Origin of the sequence: Paenibacillus sp. 32O-W (assembly GCF_007679495.1) — a bacterium.
In the GTDB taxonomy this organism is placed as follows: domain Bacteria; phylum Bacillota; class Bacilli; order Paenibacillales; family NBRC-103111; genus Paenibacillus_L; species Paenibacillus_L residui.
Map to the genome: position 1 here is coordinate 43,674 of NZ_VEGP01000019.1, position 18,225 is coordinate 61,898.

15 protein-coding genes are annotated in these 18,225 nt (G+C 47.2%); 11 read left to right on the forward strand and 4 right to left on the reverse strand.

All coding sequences use genetic code 11. The features are described from left to right. Positions 1-8: 8 nt before the first annotated feature. Positions 9-599, reverse strand: a complete 591-nt coding sequence (locus FS806_RS09925; RefSeq protein ID WP_144935271.1) for a TetR/AcrR family transcriptional regulator — start codon at positions 597-599, stop codon at positions 9-11. A gap of 157 nt (positions 600-756) precedes the next feature. Here FS806_RS09925 and FS806_RS09930 point away from each other — a divergent pair, with 157 nt between their 5' ends. The 5 genes from FS806_RS09930 (at position 757) to FS806_RS27085 (ending at position 4,107) form a co-directional block, all read left to right on the forward strand. Next, entirely contained in the window at positions 757-1,227 is a 471-nt protein-coding gene (locus FS806_RS09930) for a DUF3574 domain-containing protein (protein ID WP_144935273.1), read from the forward strand. A 245-nt stretch (positions 1,228-1,472) separates the two neighbouring features. Then, a complete protein-coding gene (locus tag FS806_RS09935; RefSeq protein WP_222126635.1) occupies positions 1,473-2,300 on the forward strand; it encodes an ABC transporter ATP-binding protein in 828 nt (275 codons plus the stop codon). 222 nt (positions 2,301-2,522) lie between these two features. Further along, positions 2,523-3,311: an ABC transporter permease gene (locus FS806_RS09940; protein ID WP_144935277.1), complete on the forward strand. Its 789-nt coding sequence runs from the start codon at positions 2,523-2,525 to the stop codon at positions 3,309-3,311. Between the two features lie 28 nt (positions 3,312-3,339). After that, complete coding sequence (locus FS806_RS09945) at positions 3,340-3,630, forward strand: ABC-2 family transporter protein (protein WP_144935280.1); 291 nt, start codon at positions 3,340-3,342, stop codon at positions 3,628-3,630. 177 nt (positions 3,631-3,807) lie between these two features. Further along, positions 3,808-4,107: an ABC-2 family transporter protein gene (locus FS806_RS27085; RefSeq protein WP_144935282.1), complete on the forward strand. Its 300-nt coding sequence runs from the start codon at positions 3,808-3,810 to the stop codon at positions 4,105-4,107. Between the two features lie 136 nt (positions 4,108-4,243). Here the strand turns inward: FS806_RS27085 and FS806_RS09955 are convergent, their stop codons facing one another. Both FS806_RS09955 and FS806_RS09960 read right to left on the reverse strand, forming a co-directional pair. Next, positions 4,244-5,125 carry a methyltransferase domain-containing protein gene (locus FS806_RS09955; RefSeq protein WP_144935286.1) on the reverse strand — a complete coding sequence of 294 codons (882 nt, stop codon included), beginning with the start codon at positions 5,123-5,125 and terminating at the stop codon, positions 4,244-4,246. A 577-nt stretch (positions 5,126-5,702) separates the two neighbouring features. After that, positions 5,703-7,781, reverse strand: a complete 2,079-nt coding sequence (locus FS806_RS09960) for a serine hydrolase domain-containing protein (protein WP_260982049.1) — start codon at positions 7,779-7,781, stop codon at positions 5,703-5,705. Positions 7,782-8,051: 270 nt separating this feature from the next. On the opposite strand from FS806_RS09960, the gene FS806_RS09965 reads away from it, so the two are divergent. The 3 genes from FS806_RS09965 (at position 8,052) to FS806_RS09975 (ending at position 11,095) form a co-directional block, all read left to right on the forward strand. Continuing rightward, positions 8,052-9,341 (forward strand): NCS2 family permease, encoded by a 1,290-nt coding sequence (locus tag FS806_RS09965; protein WP_144935289.1) that lies wholly within the window; start codon positions 8,052-8,054, stop codon positions 9,339-9,341. A 187-nt stretch (positions 9,342-9,528) separates the two neighbouring features. Then, positions 9,529-10,770, forward strand: a complete 1,242-nt coding sequence (locus FS806_RS09970; RefSeq protein ID WP_186328307.1) for a Gfo/Idh/MocA family protein — start codon at positions 9,529-9,531, stop codon at positions 10,768-10,770. Between the two features lie 133 nt (positions 10,771-10,903). Beyond that, positions 10,904-11,095, forward strand: a complete 192-nt coding sequence (locus FS806_RS09975) for a hypothetical protein (RefSeq protein WP_144935292.1) — start codon at positions 10,904-10,906, stop codon at positions 11,093-11,095. A gap of 49 nt (positions 11,096-11,144) precedes the next feature. Here FS806_RS09975 and FS806_RS09980 read toward each other — a convergent pair whose 3' ends face one another. Next, positions 11,145-12,725 carry an alkaline phosphatase family protein gene (locus FS806_RS09980; protein ID WP_260982050.1) on the reverse strand — a complete coding sequence of 527 codons (1,581 nt, stop codon included), beginning with the start codon at positions 12,723-12,725 and terminating at the stop codon, positions 11,145-11,147. A 411-nt stretch (positions 12,726-13,136) separates the two neighbouring features. Here FS806_RS09980 and FS806_RS09985 point away from each other — a divergent pair, with 411 nt between their 5' ends. The 3 genes from FS806_RS09985 (at position 13,137) to FS806_RS09995 (ending at position 18,116) form a co-directional block, all read left to right on the forward strand. Next, a complete protein-coding gene (locus FS806_RS09985) occupies positions 13,137-14,171 on the forward strand; it encodes a YeiH family protein (RefSeq protein WP_144935298.1) in 1,035 nt (344 codons plus the stop codon). Between the two features lie 1,701 nt (positions 14,172-15,872). Next, the gene (locus FS806_RS09990; RefSeq protein ID WP_144935303.1) at positions 15,873-17,036 is read left to right on the forward strand and encodes an ROK family transcriptional regulator; all 1,164 of its coding nucleotides are present in this window, start codon (positions 15,873-15,875) and stop codon (positions 17,034-17,036) included. 72 nt (positions 17,037-17,108) lie between these two features. Continuing rightward, positions 17,109-18,116: an asparaginase gene (locus FS806_RS09995; RefSeq protein WP_144935306.1), complete on the forward strand. Its 1,008-nt coding sequence runs from the start codon at positions 17,109-17,111 to the stop codon at positions 18,114-18,116. The last annotated feature ends 109 nt before the right edge of the window (positions 18,117-18,225 follow it).

An 18,225-nucleotide genomic window follows, 5' to 3' on the forward strand; every position in this document is an offset into this window, starting at 1 on the left:
GAAGATAGCTATTGTTCTCGGATTTGAAGCAGCTCGAAGATTACGAGCAGCATTTCCTCCAGTTTAATTCTTTCGTCAACAAAGTGCTGCAGATTAATTCCATTAAATAAGGCCATGGATGCTGTAGCAAGAATCCTCGCGTCCAGGGGACTTCCAATAAGGTCTTCGTCCTTCATCACTTGAAAAAAATGCGTGAGGAATTGTCGCCATTCTTCCATTTGTTCAATAAGCCTTTCCTTGACCAGGGGAAGCTCATTCGAGTTCATGCATCCATGAATCAGTAATAACGAGGAACCTTGCTCATAAGATTCTCTGATTAACCGTAGAGAAAATTCCTTGAAATTGCTCAGCATATTCTGATCCTTCCGTGCCAATGCCGCTTTTAATTCATCAAAATAAAAGTCGATTCCTTCCTTGATGATGGTAAGCAAGAATTCCTCTTTACTAGTGAAATGAGCATAAAAGCCGCCTTTTGAATAACCTGCGTGTTTTACGATTTGCTCGATGCTTGTATTTGAATAGCCTTGGCGGGAGAACAGCTCTACTCCGGACTTAATTAATCTATCGATTGTTTTCTGTGATTGCTCCTGATTTCCCATTTCCAAATCTCCTTTTATAATTCTGAAGACCCATTGATTATAACATATTTTGAAATGTATAATGATCCCTAAATACCGACCGGTTGGTATGAAGACGGAGTGAAAAGTTTTTCGTAAGCAATCTCTCGGTGAGAAAATAGTAAAGGAGACATCGATAATGAATAAAAAGAGTTGGATGATTGCGGCGGCATTTGTTGTACTTTTGACTCTCGTATTCTTACCTGTCCAGCAGTCTTACAGTGCGGAGGGCTCTGAGACAGCCGGAATTACAGGCAGTGCGCTTGATGGCAAGTTTCATCTTAGTCACGTGATCAAAATCTACGTACCGTCTACGGTAAAGGGCAACATCCCGATTACCGAGGAAGCACAGCAAAGATTCGTTGATGAGGCGCTTACGAATTTCTCGGAATGGTTTGGGGGCGCTACCGCTGTGGATGGGGAAGGAGCTTGGGTCGATAAAGATAAGACTTTGATTAAGGAAAACGTCACGATTGTTTACGCTTTCGCCGAAAAGCTCGATAAAAAATCGATTGATCAAGTGGTGGCTTACGCGAAGCAGCTGAAAGAAGATTTGGCACAGTCTTCGGTATCCCTCGAAGTGGATGGCAAAATGTATTTTATAGAGTAAAAAAGTTTCGTCAGCAAGACTGGGTACCATTGGAATTGCAGTCGAAGTAGGACGTGGGAATCGTTTCTTTTCGTAAGGAATAATTTATGAGATGTCATCGACTCGTACCTTTAGGGTGCGGGCTTTTTTTTGTTCAACGAATAAAATGCTGAATGATATTGCCAATAGTATTCATTATTGAAGAAACTTTTTTTCTTTGTTATAATCCTTTTGAATTTCCAACTATTAGAAAATAGAGGAGTGTAATGATGGCTATCATTTCTTTACATGATGTAGTAAAGGAATATAAGCAATATAAGCGATATAAAGGGTTCTGGGGGTCATTTCGCAATTTGGTCACTCAGGAATATTCTATTAATCGAGCAGTAGAAGAGATCTCTTTTTCAATAGCCAAGGGAGAGGCCGTTGGACTGCTTGGGCAAAATGGTGCAGGCAAATCAACAATTATTAAAATGCTGACAGGCATTCTTGTCCCCACTTCGGGCCATGTTCTTGTTCGCGGAAACAATCCGCATAAAAAGAGAAGAGAAAATAATCGGCATATCGGAGTTGTATTTGGACAGAGGAGTCAGTTGTGGTGGGATCTTCCTGTCGCCGATTCGTTTGATTTGCACAGGCATATTTATAAAATACCCCTTAAATCATACAAGGAAAATTATAATAAATACATTGAATTGCTGGGCATGCATTCATTCATCACACAGCCTGTACGTCAATTAAGTTTGGGGCAGCGGATGCGCGCAGAAATTGCGATCTCCCTCTTGCATGAGCCCGACATTTTATTTCTGGATGAGCCTACGATCGGGTTGGATATTATGGCAAAGGACCGGATACGGGAGTTTCTGCGAACCGTAAATCAGGAGAAAAAAGTAACTATCATTCTGACAACCCATGATATGAAAGATATCGATGAGATTTGTCCCCGATTGCTGGTTGTGAACAAAGGGAAGTTAGTTTATGACGGCGAGGTCAAGCAATTGAAGGAGCAGTTAGGCGGGGGGCAGAAGGTGACGATTGAATTTGCCGATCCAATCCATCCTATATCTATTCCCGGTGCCCAATTGATTCAATGAAGGAAAGCGCAAGCATTATCAGTTTTCTCGGAATAATGCTTCTGTTTTTGAACAAATCAGCAAAATAGCAGCACAGCATCCGGTTATCGACGTGACGATGCGGGAGAACGATATTGAGGACGTCATAAGGTCTTTATACCAACACCTGGAGGGTGAAGGTTCTGAAAGCGATAAAAGTATGCAAGGATTGTCCAATTTCGTGGAGAAGAAGGTGGCCGGCACATGATGGCTTATTTCTCCCAAGCCATGAAATCGTTCTCAAGAAGTATGGCCTATCGGGCTGAAGTATGGCTACAAATTGGCGGCAACATCCTTTTTCTTCTCATTCAAATATCGATATGGAAAGCCCTGCTTGGAGATTCCATTACGAGTGGTGTAGGACTTAAAGAAATGGTAATCTATTCCATATTGAATACGAGCTTATCTATCATACTGATGACACATGTACATAACCAGGTTGATGAGAGTTTGAAGACGGGCGGAATAATGATGCATCTTGTAAAACCGCTTCGCTATCCTTTCTTTTTGTTTGCCGATGAAGCGGGGAAAAACATGTATAAGATTGTTTTTCAGTTGATACCGACTTTGCTTATTGCCGCGTTGCTCTTCGGGCTGCAGCCGATCTCCGCAACTCATGATCTCATTCCCTTTGTGGCCACTGTTATGATCGCCTTGTTGATTTCTTTTGGGATTGGCTATCTTATTGCCCTGGTCGCCTTTTGGTTTATGACAACCTTTGCTCTAAGGTGGACGGTGGGAGGACTTATTAAAATTTTTTCAGGTTCATTTATCCCGCTATGGTTCTTCCCTCCGGTCTGGCAGGATATTGCCAATATGCTGCCTTTCAAGTTTCTGGGATTTGTTCCTGCTGCAGTTTATTTAGGGAAAATGACATCAAACGAAATCTATCAAAATATCATTGTCGGCTTGATTTGGATTGCTATTCTGTACGGTTTGGTATCGTTATTATGGTGGAAGGCACTACGGCGTCTGGCAATACAAGGCGGTTAACAGATTATGTAGAAAAAGAAGGGATCCTATGGGCTTGTCGCTATTTTTGCGTTTCGTTCTATATAAATTTAAATCGCAGATGGAATATCGTGGGGCATTCCTAATCGGGATCTGGGGGCAGGGATTAGGATATGTTGCAGACTTTGTTGTGCTATGGCTGTTGGTGCAAAAATTTCAAACGATTAACGGATGGAATTGGTCTGAGATAGCACTGCTCGTTAGTCTTAATGTATTTACTTACGCGCTTGGCGCATCATTTTTTTACCATATGACGGGTTTCGATTCATTGGTTATAAGCGGGGGATTCGACCGCTATTGACTTCACCTCTTCATCCGCTTACCCACCTTAGCGCAAATCAATTCAATATAGGGTATATTGCGCATTTCATCGTTGCCGGTTCGTTTTTAATTTGGTCGTTAGTGCAATTGGAGACCGATTGGTCCATTGCCACCATATTTTTTCTTGGTGTCGTATTAGTCAGCGGCGGGTTGATGCATGCTGCCGCATTCATTTTCTACAAGATCTCAGTTTTTATTTACTTTGTATGGCGCGTTGCGTGACTTTATATCTTATCCCATATCCATTTATGGTTTCTTCGTGCAAACGCTGCTAACCTTCGGTATTCCGTTTGCGTTTATTAATTATTACCCATCCGTCGTCATCCTTTCCAAGGATGGGGGAATATTCCCGACTTGGTTAGGTTTAATTGCCCCTCTAGTTGCCGTAGCTTGTTTCTTGCTTTCACTTTTGATGTGGTTTTATGGAATTAAAAGATATCAGAGTGCGGGAGGATAAATCTTCGATTTCCTCGATAATTAACGTGTTCACTGAAAAAACAAGCGATCCTCGAGGAGACGGTTAAACTATAATCTCCAGGGATCGCTTGTTTTGCTTATGTTGAAATGACGAGCTTCTTTTGTTGTTGCTACCCTTATATCATTTTCTTGTTTACCCCGACTAAAATATCCAAATCTATTGTGATCTGCGCGGAGTCTTGATTTTTGAACATATCCGTGTGCAATTTGTCTGACGACCAGGCAAGAGGGGTCATTTGTGTCAAATGATCCATTTCCTTCCGGTTTAATTTTTTGGCATAGCTGATATGGGCAGCATCCAGTAAATCGAAGTGTTTTTTAAAAAGCTCCGCGGATTCATCATTTTTATATTGCTCTTTTTCATTGTTTTCAAAGAAGGCTTTTCGCAGCTCCAATAAATAATCGGGCCGAGGCACGACTTTAATGATCAACCCGTCAGGAACCAAAACCCTCTTGAATTCCTTATAATTCGAGGGAGACAAAATATTCAATATGACATGGAACGAATCATCTCTGAACGGCAGCTTGGCTAAATCGCTAACAAGCCAAATGTGGTTTTCGTATCTTTTGGAAGCCAGGTTAATAGCCTCCTTCGATATATCCAGGCCGAATCCGGTCATGGCTGGGTGTATCCGCTCATTCAAAATTTTCTGCAGATGAGAGCCTTCTCCGCAGCCTAAATCTACAACCATTAAAGGAGATGCGGAGGCAGCCGCATGCCCTTGTATACATCTTACGATGGCTTCATGCAAAGGAGTATATAATTCACTTTCGGCAATCATTTTGTGTCTTGCTTCAAATAATTCTTTTTTGTAATGACTGTTAGCGGGACGGGTCAGTAAATTCAGATAGCCGGTTTTGGCAAAATCAAATGTATGCTTATTAAGGCACCTCATGCTTTTTAGTTCCGTTACCTTCATCGAACCGCTGCAGTGGGGGCATTTGAAGATCGTTTCAAATGTCTTCGCTATTTTTGCGCTGTTGTTTAACTTGTTCATTCTGTCTCTCCCTTTCTTACCAAAATAAAAAAATCACAGGCTATTTGCCCGTGATTCAGAGTAAATGGGAAGAAGACCTTACAGGTAAGGTTTATTATATGAAAATAGTCGTAGCCCAATAAACCTTCCCCTTAATACAAAGAGAAGGTAATCATCTGCATACAAGGATAAACGGCTATCGCCGTCCATAGGACGGGCGCGTTTACCGATGAAATATAAGAACAGGTATAGATAAAAACTTATACTTTCTTATATTTAAATAAAAGAAAGGCAGATTAACCCGCCTTTCTTCATTAATTTATTGCGTAATGAAGATTATTAAAAATGGGCAGACTGATCCCGTTTACTCTGTTTTAAGACAAACAGAGTCTTTGAACATATTCAATTACTTGTTCAAAGAAGGGAGTCGCAGTCTGATATAGTACACCATTATTTAATAATCCTCCTCAAGATTTAAAGAGATACCTGAACTATAGCATGACTTTAAGGAATATTCAAGACGCATATTCAAACAATTGCCCGTCACCCCGGAACTCCGATAACGGGCAATTGTTAATTAAATACCTACTTCTCAGGATCAATAAATCTGGCGCAGCATGAAATAGAGCAGAGCGGCGGCTTCCTGCCGAAGCAGAACGTCTTTGGAACGGAACTGGACGGAGCCGTTGGCCGAAACAATTACTTCCGGCCCGAACATCCGGTTGGCCACCAGGCCTTGAACCGCTTCACGGGCCCATTCATCCGTTTCATCAGCGAGGATGGCTTCCCCAGGCTGAGTCCCGAACGTCTTCATCAGGTTCCACAGCATGACGGCAGCTTCCTGACGGGTAACCGGCTTATCCGGCTCGAAGATGCCGGGAGCCGTTCCCCGGACGATTCCCGATTCCAGTGCGGTTTGCAGCAGGGCGGCTTCCGGATGCTGCGCGGCATCGGCAAACATCACCGGGACTTTCGATGGCTCCAGCCCGAGTGCAGTTACGATTTGCGAGGCAAACTGGGCTCTTGTCATCGGGATCTCCGGCCCGAACGAACCGTCCGGCTCAGGGCGAATGATTTCCAATTCAGCCAGCTCCCGGATATAAGAGGCATAAGGATGATGATCGGGAACATCGATAAATCCGTCCGGTTCGGCCATTTTCTCCGCCCAGGAAACCGGATTATTGTAGAACAGGTAAAGGATGCTTCCATCTTCCCGTTCTTTGAAGGCAAGAGGCTGCCCGTCTTCATCTTCAAACAGGAGGGCATCCCGCTGGCGCAATATTTTCGACGTTTTGCCGGACTGAACCTCTAATTGGCCTTCCGGCGTTACGGAAACGCGGCTGACCAGAAACTTCTGCCGCAAATCCCGGTAAGTTCCCTCAAAACGCAGAAGTTCCTCCCGCGTGGACGTTATATACTCCTTCGGCTCCGATTCCGGAAAATACCGGTCCATGAAGGCATTGAACCATTCTTTTCTCAATTCGGCCGTCAAAGTGTCATCTTTATTATAGGCAATAAAGGCACCGGTGTTATGCTCGGGAAGCAGCCACATCCACGATGAAAATCCCGGGATATTTCCTCCTTTACCAATGACGGAATGCCCATTATGGTGATTGTGGTAAGCCGTTTCGAAGCCATAGCCCATATGCGGCACCTCGGGATGAATGGCATTATGGATTTGCTGCATCTGTAGTACGCTTTCTTCCTCCAGGACGCGGGCATTATCCAGGGCTCCTCCATTCAATTGCATCAGCATAAATCTGGTAATGTCCGAAGCTGTGGCAAACAGGCTGCCCTGCGGCATATCGGTTGGTTTGAGAGTATATAGCGGTACAGGCTGTCCCAAGGAGCTGTACCCGGTTGCCAGCTTGTCGCGAATGGAGTCTTTAAGCAAGAAGCTGCTGCTGTTCATGTTCAGCGGCTGAAAAATATGTTGATCCACATATTCATTGAATGGCATCCCCGATAAGTTCTGTACAATGTATCCTTGCAGCATGGAAGCGAAATTGTCATAAGTAAATGTAGTTCCGGGTTGGCGGACGACGGTAGGCATGTGCTCTTTAATATAATCTTCCATTGGAGTGAAGAGTCCCAGATCCATATGTATGTCGGTGCGCTTAAGATCGGGAAAATCGAAGCCGGTCGTATGCGTCAGCAGATGCTTCAGGGTCAATGGAGTTCCTGAAGGATTGTTTAGCTGAATATCCCCCATATAGGTTTGGATATCCGATGTAAGATCGAGCTTGCCTTGCTCCAGCAGCTGCATGACCGCCGTCGCGGTAAATACTTTGGATACGGAGCCGACTCTAAGGACGGTAGTATCCGGATCCATCGGAATTTTGCGCTCCCTGTCTGCATAACCGTAGCCTTTGGACAGAATGATCTCTCCGTCTTTGATGACGATCAGTACGGCTCCCGGAATGTCCATCGCCTGCACGTCGTCCCGGGCAAAGAATTGGTCCGCAAACGATTCAATATCGTCGGCGTTCAGCAAAGCGGTTGTCCCAGCCTCGGCGGAAGGACGGGCTGCTGCCATAGGTCTGCTCTCTTGCTCCATCTCTTTTTCTTGCGCGGAACCGGGTAAGCCCGTCCCGTAAGCGGCAGGAAGAACAGAAGCGGAAACTGCTAAAGCTGCGGATAAAGCGAGGCATTTTTTTCTCCCCCATGTTATTTTCAATCGAATGACCTCCTTATATGATGACGAATCTGAAGATAGTACGCCCAAGGAAAGGATTTCGTTCATTGAACTCTTGTCAAACGATTATTTCTCTCTCTTTTAACAAAAAGTAAAGGTAAAGCATTGGAAGCTCGGTTCGGGAGATTGTAATTTTTCGGTAATAATTTAAATAAAGATCGGGGATTTTTCTACAGTTGACAAAGGAACCGGTTTGGACTAGGATACGGAAGTGTTGTTTTGCATGAGATACGGGAAGGAGCTTTTTTTGACATGGAAAGATGGTTCAAGTTAAAGGAAAACGGCACCAATGTCCATACAGAATTGACGGCGGGCGTGACTACGTTCCTGACTATGGTTTATATCGTAGTAGTTAACCCGGCTATTCTTTCGGGGGCGGGTGTGCCTTTTCAACAGGTGTTTACGGCAACGGTTATTGCCGCCATCATCGGAACACTGACGATGGCCCTGGCAGCCAACTATCCGATAGCGGTGGCGCCGGGAATGGGAATGAACGTTTATTTCACCTCGGTCGTTGCCTCTCATGGGGTGAGCTACCAGGTGGTCTTCGGTACGGTCTTTCTGGCAGGTGTTCTTTTCCTGCTGCTCACTTTCACCAAACTGCGTGAGACACTGATTGCATCGATTCCGTCGCCGCTAAAGTTCGGCATAACTGCGGGAATCGGACTGTTCATCGCCTTCATCGGTTTAAAATCGTCGGGGATCGTGGTTGCCAACGAATCCACCATGGTAGCCTTTGGCGACCTGCATCAGCCGGTAACCGTTTTGACTCTCGTCGGGCTATTTCTTACCTTAATTTTAATGGCGCGCAAGGTCCATGGAGCTCTGTTTATCGGCATGGCCGTAACGGCGATTATCGGATATATCATGGGAATGATGGAGTTTAAGGGCGTTGTGGCCCTCCCTACGGCACCGGTGTTATTTGATCTGGACATTCCGGGTGTATTCTCCCACGGGCTGTACACGGTTGTCTTCGCCTTCTTGCTCGTCACCATCTTCGATACGACGGGAACGATGATCGGTGTCGCTGAGCAGGCAGGATTAATGAAAGGAAATACGTTCCCCCGGGCGAAGCAGGCCCTGGTGGCGGACGCTTTGGCTACAACAGCGGGCTCCTTGATGGGAACCACTCCATCCAGCGCCTACGTGGAATCGACGGCGGGGGTGGCGGCCGGGGGGCGTACCGGGTTGACTTCGGTCGTAGTCGCCGGACTGTTCTTCCTGTCGATCTTTTTCTCGCCGATCATCGAAGGAATTTCCTCCCTTCCGGCCATTACGGCGCCCGTGCTTATTATTGTAGGCTGCTTTATGATGGAGGGGCTGGCGCGTATCCAATGGAAACAATTCGATGAAGCTTTCCCGGCGTTCGCGATCATGATCAGCATGCCTCTCACTTCGAGCATTGCGACGGGAATAGCGATCGGCTTCATTACTTATCCGCTGATGAAGCTGTTCAGCGGCAAGGGGCGGGAGGTCCATCCGCTATTGTATGCATTAGGTGTCATTTTTGCACTGCAAATGGTCTTTTTCCCAGCACACTAACCGGCGGCATTTATGGACATAAATTCGTTCCCCCGCACCCTTTCGGTTAAGACCGTTCCATTGATATAATTAAACCATGCGGGGGAGCGTGGCCGTTTTTAACAAACAATTAGGAGCGCTTGTGGAAGCGCTTCTTTTTTGCCATCCTGCGGAATAGGTTAGAACAACAATTCTAGGAGGAGATAGAGTGATCCATTCAGGGAAATCGGTTATCCAGCTCGGCGTGATCGGATTAGGCGGGCGGGGAAGAAGTTTATTGAAAGAATTGTTGGCCATGGATGATGTCTCCGTAACGGCAGTTTGTGACGTTTATGACGACAGGCTGCAGATGGGATTGACCATCGCGAAACAAGCGGAAAGTCCCGCGGAGGGCTATAGCGATTATAAAGCCATGCTGGAGCGCGATGACTTGCAGGGGGTTATCATTGCAACTACATGGAATACTCATGCGGAAATTGCCATTGCCGCGATGAAGGCCGGCAAGTATGCCGGTATCGAAGTTGGAGGAGCAGCTTCCCTGGAGGAATGCTGGGAGCTTGTACGCACTTCCGAAGAAACCGGCTTGCCCTGTATGCTGCTGGAGAACTGCTGCTACGGCCGTGATGAGCTTGCCGTGCTGAATATGGTCAAGCAGGGCCTCTTCGGCGAATTGATCCATTGCCAATGCGGGTATCAGCATGATTTGCGGGATGAAGTCGCCATGGGAGAAGAGAACCGCCATAACCGGTTCCACAATTATTTGCACCGCAACGGTGAGCTGTATCCGATTCACGGCTTGGGCCCGATATCCAAATGTTTGGATATCAACCGGGGGAATCGTTTGCTTTCCCTGACATCTATGTCCTCCAAGGCACGCGGCATCCGCCATTGGGTCAACGAGAATCTGGGCGAGGAGCATCCTCTGGCCAAGCTGGAGTTTGCCCAGGGCGATATCGTGACGACGATGATCAAGTGCGCACGGGGAGAGACGATACAGCTCATCCATGATACTACCCTGCCGCGTCCCTATTCACGGGCCGGTAGAGTGCAGGGAACGAAAGGCATATGGATGGAGGATAATAATTCCATACATATAGAGGGCCGCAGTCCGGCTCATCGATGGGAATCGTTCGATTCGTATCGGGAGCAGTATGAGCATCCAATCTGGAAGCATTATTTGAAGGATGGAGTCCGGGAAGGGCATGGCGGCATCGATTATTTGGTCCTACGGGCTTTCGCGGAAAGCATCAAGCATGGAACGGATACGCCGATCGATGTATACGATACGGCGGTCTGGATGGCGATTACCGTTCTTTCGGAGCAGTCTATCCAACTGGGAAGCGCCCCGATGAACATTCCCGATTTTACCAAGGGAAAATGGATTAAGCGGTCCCCCGGACCGGACAGCCGTTATACTCTGGAGAAGGTCGATAATACTTTATTCGGGTAACGTTCACCTCTTGGTTATCGAGTAGCAGATATGGAATAACTTCATCAACATGTCCGCCCCGGTTTCGCCGCAAACTAATAGCGTTCAGTCAATGAACATGCGAACCATAATCCCATATCAGGCGGTGAAAAAGATGCAGTGGATGATGTCCTGGTTCAGAGGCCGAAATCGGCGGAATGCCGTTAAATGGCGCAGACCGTGGATGATGTCGGCATTGGCGCTTGCAGTGGGGGCGACAGCCGTCGGTTTAGCCAGAGGCCGAGGGGCCAATGTTGTTCAGCGAGTCCTTCAGCCATTCAGAAACAGAAGAATCGCCGGACAATGACAGCCTTCAAACCTCAGCTAACGGCTGAGGTTTGAAGCTTTATTCGTGATTAATCGTTTTTTACATTTAATAACTGGAGAAGCCATGGTTTCATGTCTACTAATCGCAGAGAATGTGGCAGCAAATCGGTTCCCGTTACGATAAGCGGGACCAGGGAATCGTCTTTATGCAGTGAGCCATGTCCTCCTCCGCCTACATGAGTGGGAGAGCCATCTCCGATGAATTCATATCCGGGTTTCGCAGTAATGACCAGATATCGGCCCTCGTGGGAATTTAACGAGCTGTACAGCCTTTGGAGTGCATCAGGATAGGAGCCGTATTGGATTTTATTGTCCCCTTCGCTTACCGTAATATCCAGCAGATCATGATCACCTTGGAGAGACCATTTCTGATTGTAGGTATCCACGTAAGTTCCGTTAACGTTGTAATGCAAGGTTTTCTCGCTGCCTCCCGCCCGAACCCTGACCCCGTCATTTTCTTTCCACGCGATTACATCCATTCTGTCATCCTGACGCAATTGTTCGGCTACGTCTTCGAAGCTCAGATCGGGCGTTAACAAATAGACGTAGGCCATCCGTTCATTCACACAGAGGACCATCTGATCTTGACCGGCAGCAGGTGGATTCTGATCGGCAATCCGGTACGCTCCGAGCCTCTCCTTGAGAGGAATGACGGATTTATTGCGGTCGGCGCCGATCACCGCTTGTCCGCTGTCTCCCATCACTATCCATATCGCTTGCTTAAGCGATTCTTCCCAAGATCCGTATGCATTCAAAATTTCCTGAAGCTGTTGATCCATCTCTCTAATCCCTTTCAGCGTTTCCGGTCCTTTCCGATGGACGATCAAGTCGTTATCCGGGAAGTAAACTACATTTAAATCCGTCAGCCGGTTTTCCTTAATCATCATTTTCAGCTCTTCAGCCGAAAATTTGTTATTGATGCCGTAGCTTTGCCATACAAACGTATTCCACTGATTAGCCGGATTATGCTGTGACAATACGCCAAGAGAAAGTAGCTTGGGACCTTGGGTTTCTAATTCAGAGGGTAAAGGAGATAGGGATGCGACCGATTCCGGCAGGACAAGCTTATGCTTTGTATTTCCTCTATAAATCAATGCATTTATGGATGCCGATTCTTTCCCGTGGTCTGCCAACTGTTCATGAATCGTCCGGATGTCCGGGTTTAAATGTCTATTGTTCAAATGAAGGAGACTGTCTGTAAGAACCTGATTGGGCCCTTGCTTGATAACTTCCCGCAGACCGGTGCCGTAATTAATGACCCGCTGCTCGCCGGCATTGAACCAAACGAGACCGGGAATACGATGCTGATCGGGATGGGTTCCGGTTAATAAAGTGCTGTCGACCGTTACCGACATGGTAGGAAAAGAGCTCACCACATCGGGATAGTAACGTCCATGGGTGATTAGAAATTCGAAAGCAGGAGCCTGCCCGTTCCGGATCGCCTCCTGTAGGGGCTTATCCATGATGGAATCCGCCATAAGCAAAATAACGGGCTTCGATGATGGAGTCCGCTCCGATTGAGTGTGCAGCTGGTGCATGTTCGGCGGCCTTGTCTGACAACCGGCCAACAACGCTGCATTGATTAATAAAATCAGAATGATTTTTTTCATGAACATATATATCCTTTCGCTTGGCGTTAGTACAAAGGATCCCTATCGGCATGAAAAGCTAGAAGCTTTTTCTTATCACATTAGAAAGTTCATGTTCATTAAAGCATTAAAATGGAACAACTTTCTAATTGGCATAAAAAGCTACCTTTAAAACCGGGTTATTCGTCTTCGAAAAGGCTCCGTTAGGAGCTTTTTCTTAATATGGCCTGCCAGTCTGAAATTCATTAGTGATACACAAAAAAACGCCCTTACGGCATTAAGGCTTCCCCGCGATTACGCAGCAATCATTAGAAAAACTAATGCTCAGAATAGCATATCGGTATTTCACATTTTGCTTTCCCCGCTTTATATTGAATAGCGTAAGGAATAAGCATGTTCAAATAATGACAAGCAGCAGAGGTGGGAGAAAGTATGGGGGAACCGTTAACTCGACAAAATAAAAAAAGACAAACCGCCGGTTTTGCGCTCGGCATCGGACTAACGCTGATTATTGCACTCGTCGCCAAATATTTGGCCGGGTTTCCTTTCCTCAGTATCATGGGGCAGCTTGTCATCGCCATCTTGATCGGGATTTTTTGGAGGGCGACGATAGGGGTGCCGGACAGGCTCATAGCCGGTACCAACTTTTCTAGCAAAAAACTGCTTCGCCTCGGGATCATTTTGCTGGGGATGCGGCTTAATTTAATGGATATCGTGCATGCCGGCCCCAAAGTATTCCTGATGGCGATCATTGTCATCTGCTTTGCGCTAACGGTCGTATACGGGCTGGCCCGTTTGTTCAAAGTGGAGAAACGGCTAGGCATACTGACGGCTTGCGGTACCGCCATCTGCGGTGCGGCGGCCGTGGTGGCCATTGCTCCGCAAATTAAAGCAAAGGACGAGGAAACGGCCATAGGAGCAGCCATGGTCGCGATTCTGGGGACGCTTTTTACATTAATTTATACATTCTTGTATCCGGTTATCGGGTTATCGGATTTGGGGTACGGTATTTTCTCAGGGGGAACCTTGCATGAAATAGCTCACGTCATTGCCGCATCCGATCCGGTAGGCAGCGAAGCCGTAGATATGGCTGTAATTGTCAAACTGACGAGGGTTGCTTTGTTAGTCCCGGTAGCCATTCTAATCGGGATATGGGCCAGCCGGTCGGAACGTAGTGAAGGCAGGAGCGGAACCTCCTGGAAGTCCATTCCCATTCCGTGGTTTATAGTGGGCTTCCTGATCGTCAGCGGAATTAATTCTCTCAACATCGTATCGTCGGATGTAGCCGGCGTAATAGTGACGGTGGCCTACATGTTGATCGCCATGGCGATGGCCGGTCTAGGGTTAAATGTGGATCTGGTTACGTTCCGGCGTCTCGGTATGAAGTCGTTCGCTGCCGGTCTTATCGGTTCGGTCCTGCTGTCGGCATTGGGTTTTGGTCTCGTTCATCTTCTGAATTTGACCTAAGGGCAAGCGGATTGGTTAAAATTGGTGAAGAAGTCCCAATAAACCGCGCGCGACTCCCCAGCACGCGGTTTTGGCGTCGCATGACGGTAGTCGAGCACATGCCGCCCCTTCACATTCTCTTCGTCCAGCATGAGTCGACCAGACTGCGGTTTCGCGGTCTGGTGTTTTTTTGTGCATGAAAATAACTTCCCGTTTCTGTAAACCCCAAAGTAGCATTTATTGTGCACTAGTCGTTAAATGCGATTCCGTCTTGTGCAGAATTTCGTGTGCAGGTTTCCATTTTCTCTCCCTTTTGACTAGTATCCCTTTGACTCAGGAAGCTCGTATACGCCATGAATTTGGAAAATAGGATTCCATACTGGATAGGCAAGGAATAAGGTTAGAAGGAATGGAATGGGTTTAGATTCTATTTGGCCCCAGTCGTCAAAGGATGGGTCTATTTTTAGTTGTAGTTGCTCTGCAAAAGTGAATGAGGGCTGGATAAATTCTTATGGTGGAGAGAGAGAGAAAATTTTGAAGCGATAGGTTCCTGATTGAAGGGGATAGCAGTCGAAGGCCTGTTGAAGCAATGTTGGTTTCTGATTGAAGGGGATAGTGGTCGAAGGGTCTACTGAAGCACTGTTGGTTTCTGATTGAAGGGGATAGTGGTCGAAGGTCCATTGAAGCACTGTTGGTTTCTGATTGAAGGGGATAGTGGTCGAAGGCCCATTGAAGCACTGTTGGTTTCTGATTGAAGGGGATAGCAGTCGAAGGCCCGATGAAGCAATGTGGGTTTTCTGATTAGAGGGGAACTGAATTACACCAAACGAACAACGGGGGGCTGTCGATTTAATGTAGAATAGGTAACAGGATGATTGTACAAGTGAAAAGCGAATTGGTGCAGCATCAATGAAACTGGCAATGGATAACAGCGAAAATGTAACGGACCTGAGAGACTCTATTTCGTCAAATTAGGCGGTTTTTTTAGAATAAACATTCCTGTATACGCTAAGATACGGTCTTTGAAAAAAACAGGAGCGCCTCGCCTACTTTCGCGTGCGTTTCTTGGGAATAAGGTCGTCTCAGTCCGTTAAAGTTACCGAAAGGCCCTTACGAAGCGATTAAGGTCTCTTGGGTCCGTTATAACCAAACCGTGCAGGTTTCCCACATGATCTTAGTTGCACACCATTAATCGGCAGTCTCATCGGAATCGTTATTTGCGGCAAAAAGGGCGTTTTTCCCGTGTTACGGATTGAGAAGGCGTTATTTAGTAATCAACGTATCCCATCGCGTTCAATAACGGCTGGCGTGTTCGTTGGCAAGGCTAAAAGGAGAAAATCGGCCCAATAACGACAGAGATGTCTGTTACACCACCTTCGATGTCCGTTATACCTACCTTCTCAACATCTCCTACCTATTATGAAGAAGCAGGTCAACTAACTGAATTAATTTCACGGATGGAATAATTAACCGATCTGCTGCTGGAATCCACCATAATCTCTGCCCACCTTCCTTAAATATCCTTTATGGAACCTTTACATTATTATTGACACTTAAAAAAACAGTCTGCTATTATTAATACCATTGGAGAATATAAAGGGTTGTTTTTGCATAGTAGCCTCTAACAAAGGACTTGAATGAAGAAATAACAGGGAAAACGGCGAATATTTAGTTTTATTATTCCCTCGAAGAAAATAATTAAGGGGGCAGGTGACGGTCCTCGTGCAAAAACACGATCAGGACTATATCAAAAAGAAAAACAAGGCCACCGTCTTCCAACTGATCAAGTCCAGCTCTCCTATATCCCGAGCCAGTATAGCCAAGAAAACCGGGATGAGTCCAACTACGGTGGGGCGAATTGTCGCCGAGCTCTATGAGCAGGGTTTCGTTAAGGAAACGGAGGAGCAGGTAACGACCGGTTTAGGAAGAAAGGCGACTATGCTGGAATTGGACCGTACTTCGGTACTGACCGCCGGAGTAGAGCTGGATAAGTCGAAATTCAGGATCGGAATGGTCGATTTCGACGGGCGCATTATCAGTTTGCGCGAGGTGAACCGGGAAGTCTCCGAAACGGCGGAACAGACGCTGAACCGGATCGGCCTCGAATTGCGGTCGATGATTGAGCAAGAGGGGATGGACCCCGGCAAAATTATCGGTCTTGGCATCGGGATGCCCGGAATTGTAGACGAGCAAAGCGGGGAAGTTATATTATCGGCCCAGCTTGGCTGGAGAAACGTTCGCGTGGCTGAAACGTTAAAAACGATTACCGGTTACGAGGTGGCTGTCGATAACGAGCTTAAGGTGAAAGCGCTGGCAGAATATTGTTACGGTGCGGCCAAAGGCTCGAAGCGAACGGCCCTGATCGGCTTCGGTACCGGAGTCGGCTCCGCGCTAATCATTAACGGGGAAATCTATCGCGGTGAAACCAATAGTGCAGGAGAGATTGGCCATACGATTGTCGATCCTAACGGAGTCATGTGCGAGTGCGGCAAAATAGGCTGCCTTCAAACCTACATAGCGGAGAGCTCGCTAATAACCGAGTCGAATAAGATTAAACCGATCTCCACGCTGAATGAATTGTTTGAAGAACGCCGTAAAGGGCAGTTTTGGGCGGCCAACATACTGGACCGTGCCATTACATTTATCGGAATTACAATTGCCAATGTCATCTGCCTGTACAATCCCGACACGGTCATTGTCAGCGGGGATCTGGTGGAAAAATACGACGAGGTCCGTTCTTTCTTCGAAAATGATCAACTGCAGCAGTATGTTTGGGAGCCACTTCGGGATACGTATCAGGTCGTATATTCCGCACTTGGCAGCGAGGGAGTCGTTATAGGGTCGAGCCTGCTGGCTCAGGAGAAGTTTTTAAGCATTGAGTGCTAGGGCTCCGGTGGCTGGGAACGAGGTGTTCCAACATTCACCGCGCCTCTAGAATATTAATCTGGAGGGAAGACGATGAACTACGAAGTATTGGTCGAGGAATACCGCGGAGGTATTCTGGAAAATGTCCATATGGGCGTCCTGTGCGGGATCAATGAAGAAGGAAAGGTCGTCTATTCGGTAGGCAACGAGAATCATATCACCTTCATGCGCTCGGCCGCGAAGCCTTTCCAGGCCATCCCGGTCATTCAACACGGGGTTGTGGAGAAATTTGGCTTGACGCCTAAGGAAGCGGCGCTTTTTGCCGCCTCCCAGCGGGGGGAGAAGTATCATATTGAAGCGCTGGAATCCATTCTGCGAAAAACAGGCGTCGCCGAAGAGCAAATTCTGTGCTGCCCGACCTACCCGCTGAATGAGGAACCGAAAGCCGCGTACCACAGGGAGCACGGGGAGAAGCGCAAGCTCTATCACAATTGCTCGGGCAAGCATAGCGGCTTCCTCGCCCTGGCCAAGCTGCTCGGACATGATATGGACCGCTATTGGGAGCCGGATCACCCGGTGCAGCAGCTAAGCCTGGCCGCGATGGCCGAAATGGCCGACTACCCCAAGGAAGATATTCAAATCGGGGTGGATGGATGCGGCTTCCCGGTTTACGCGCTGCCGCTTCAGCATATCGCGAGAGCATATCTGAAGCTCGCCTGTCCGGATTTGATCGAAAATCCGGGGACAAGGGAAGCGGCCGTGAAAATCGCCGGATACATGAATGCTCATCCGGAAATGGTCGCGAGCCATGACTTTATTTGCTCCGTCCTTCTGGCGGATCCTAACATCGTGGCCAAAGGGGGAGCCAAAGGAGTCTACGGCTTCGGCCTCAAGAAGGAGCGCATGAGCTTCGCTCTGAAAGTACTGGATGGGTCCGAGCTTGTATGGCCGAACATCGTTGCTTCGATTCTGGAGCAAATCGGTTATGACAACCGGGAGACGATCGAGCGTTTATACGCCCTGTCGCCCAAACAGATCAAGAACGACAATCAAGTCATTGTCGGTGAGAGAAAGGCCGTCTTTACTCTGGAGGGAAAATAACGGCCGGGCTCAGGCTAAGTTGGGTGTCCAACAGCATGTGATTGCCGAATTTTCTTAATAGAGAAACACCGCGTCAGCGACTTCATCCAGCCATTAACCGATGGCGAGA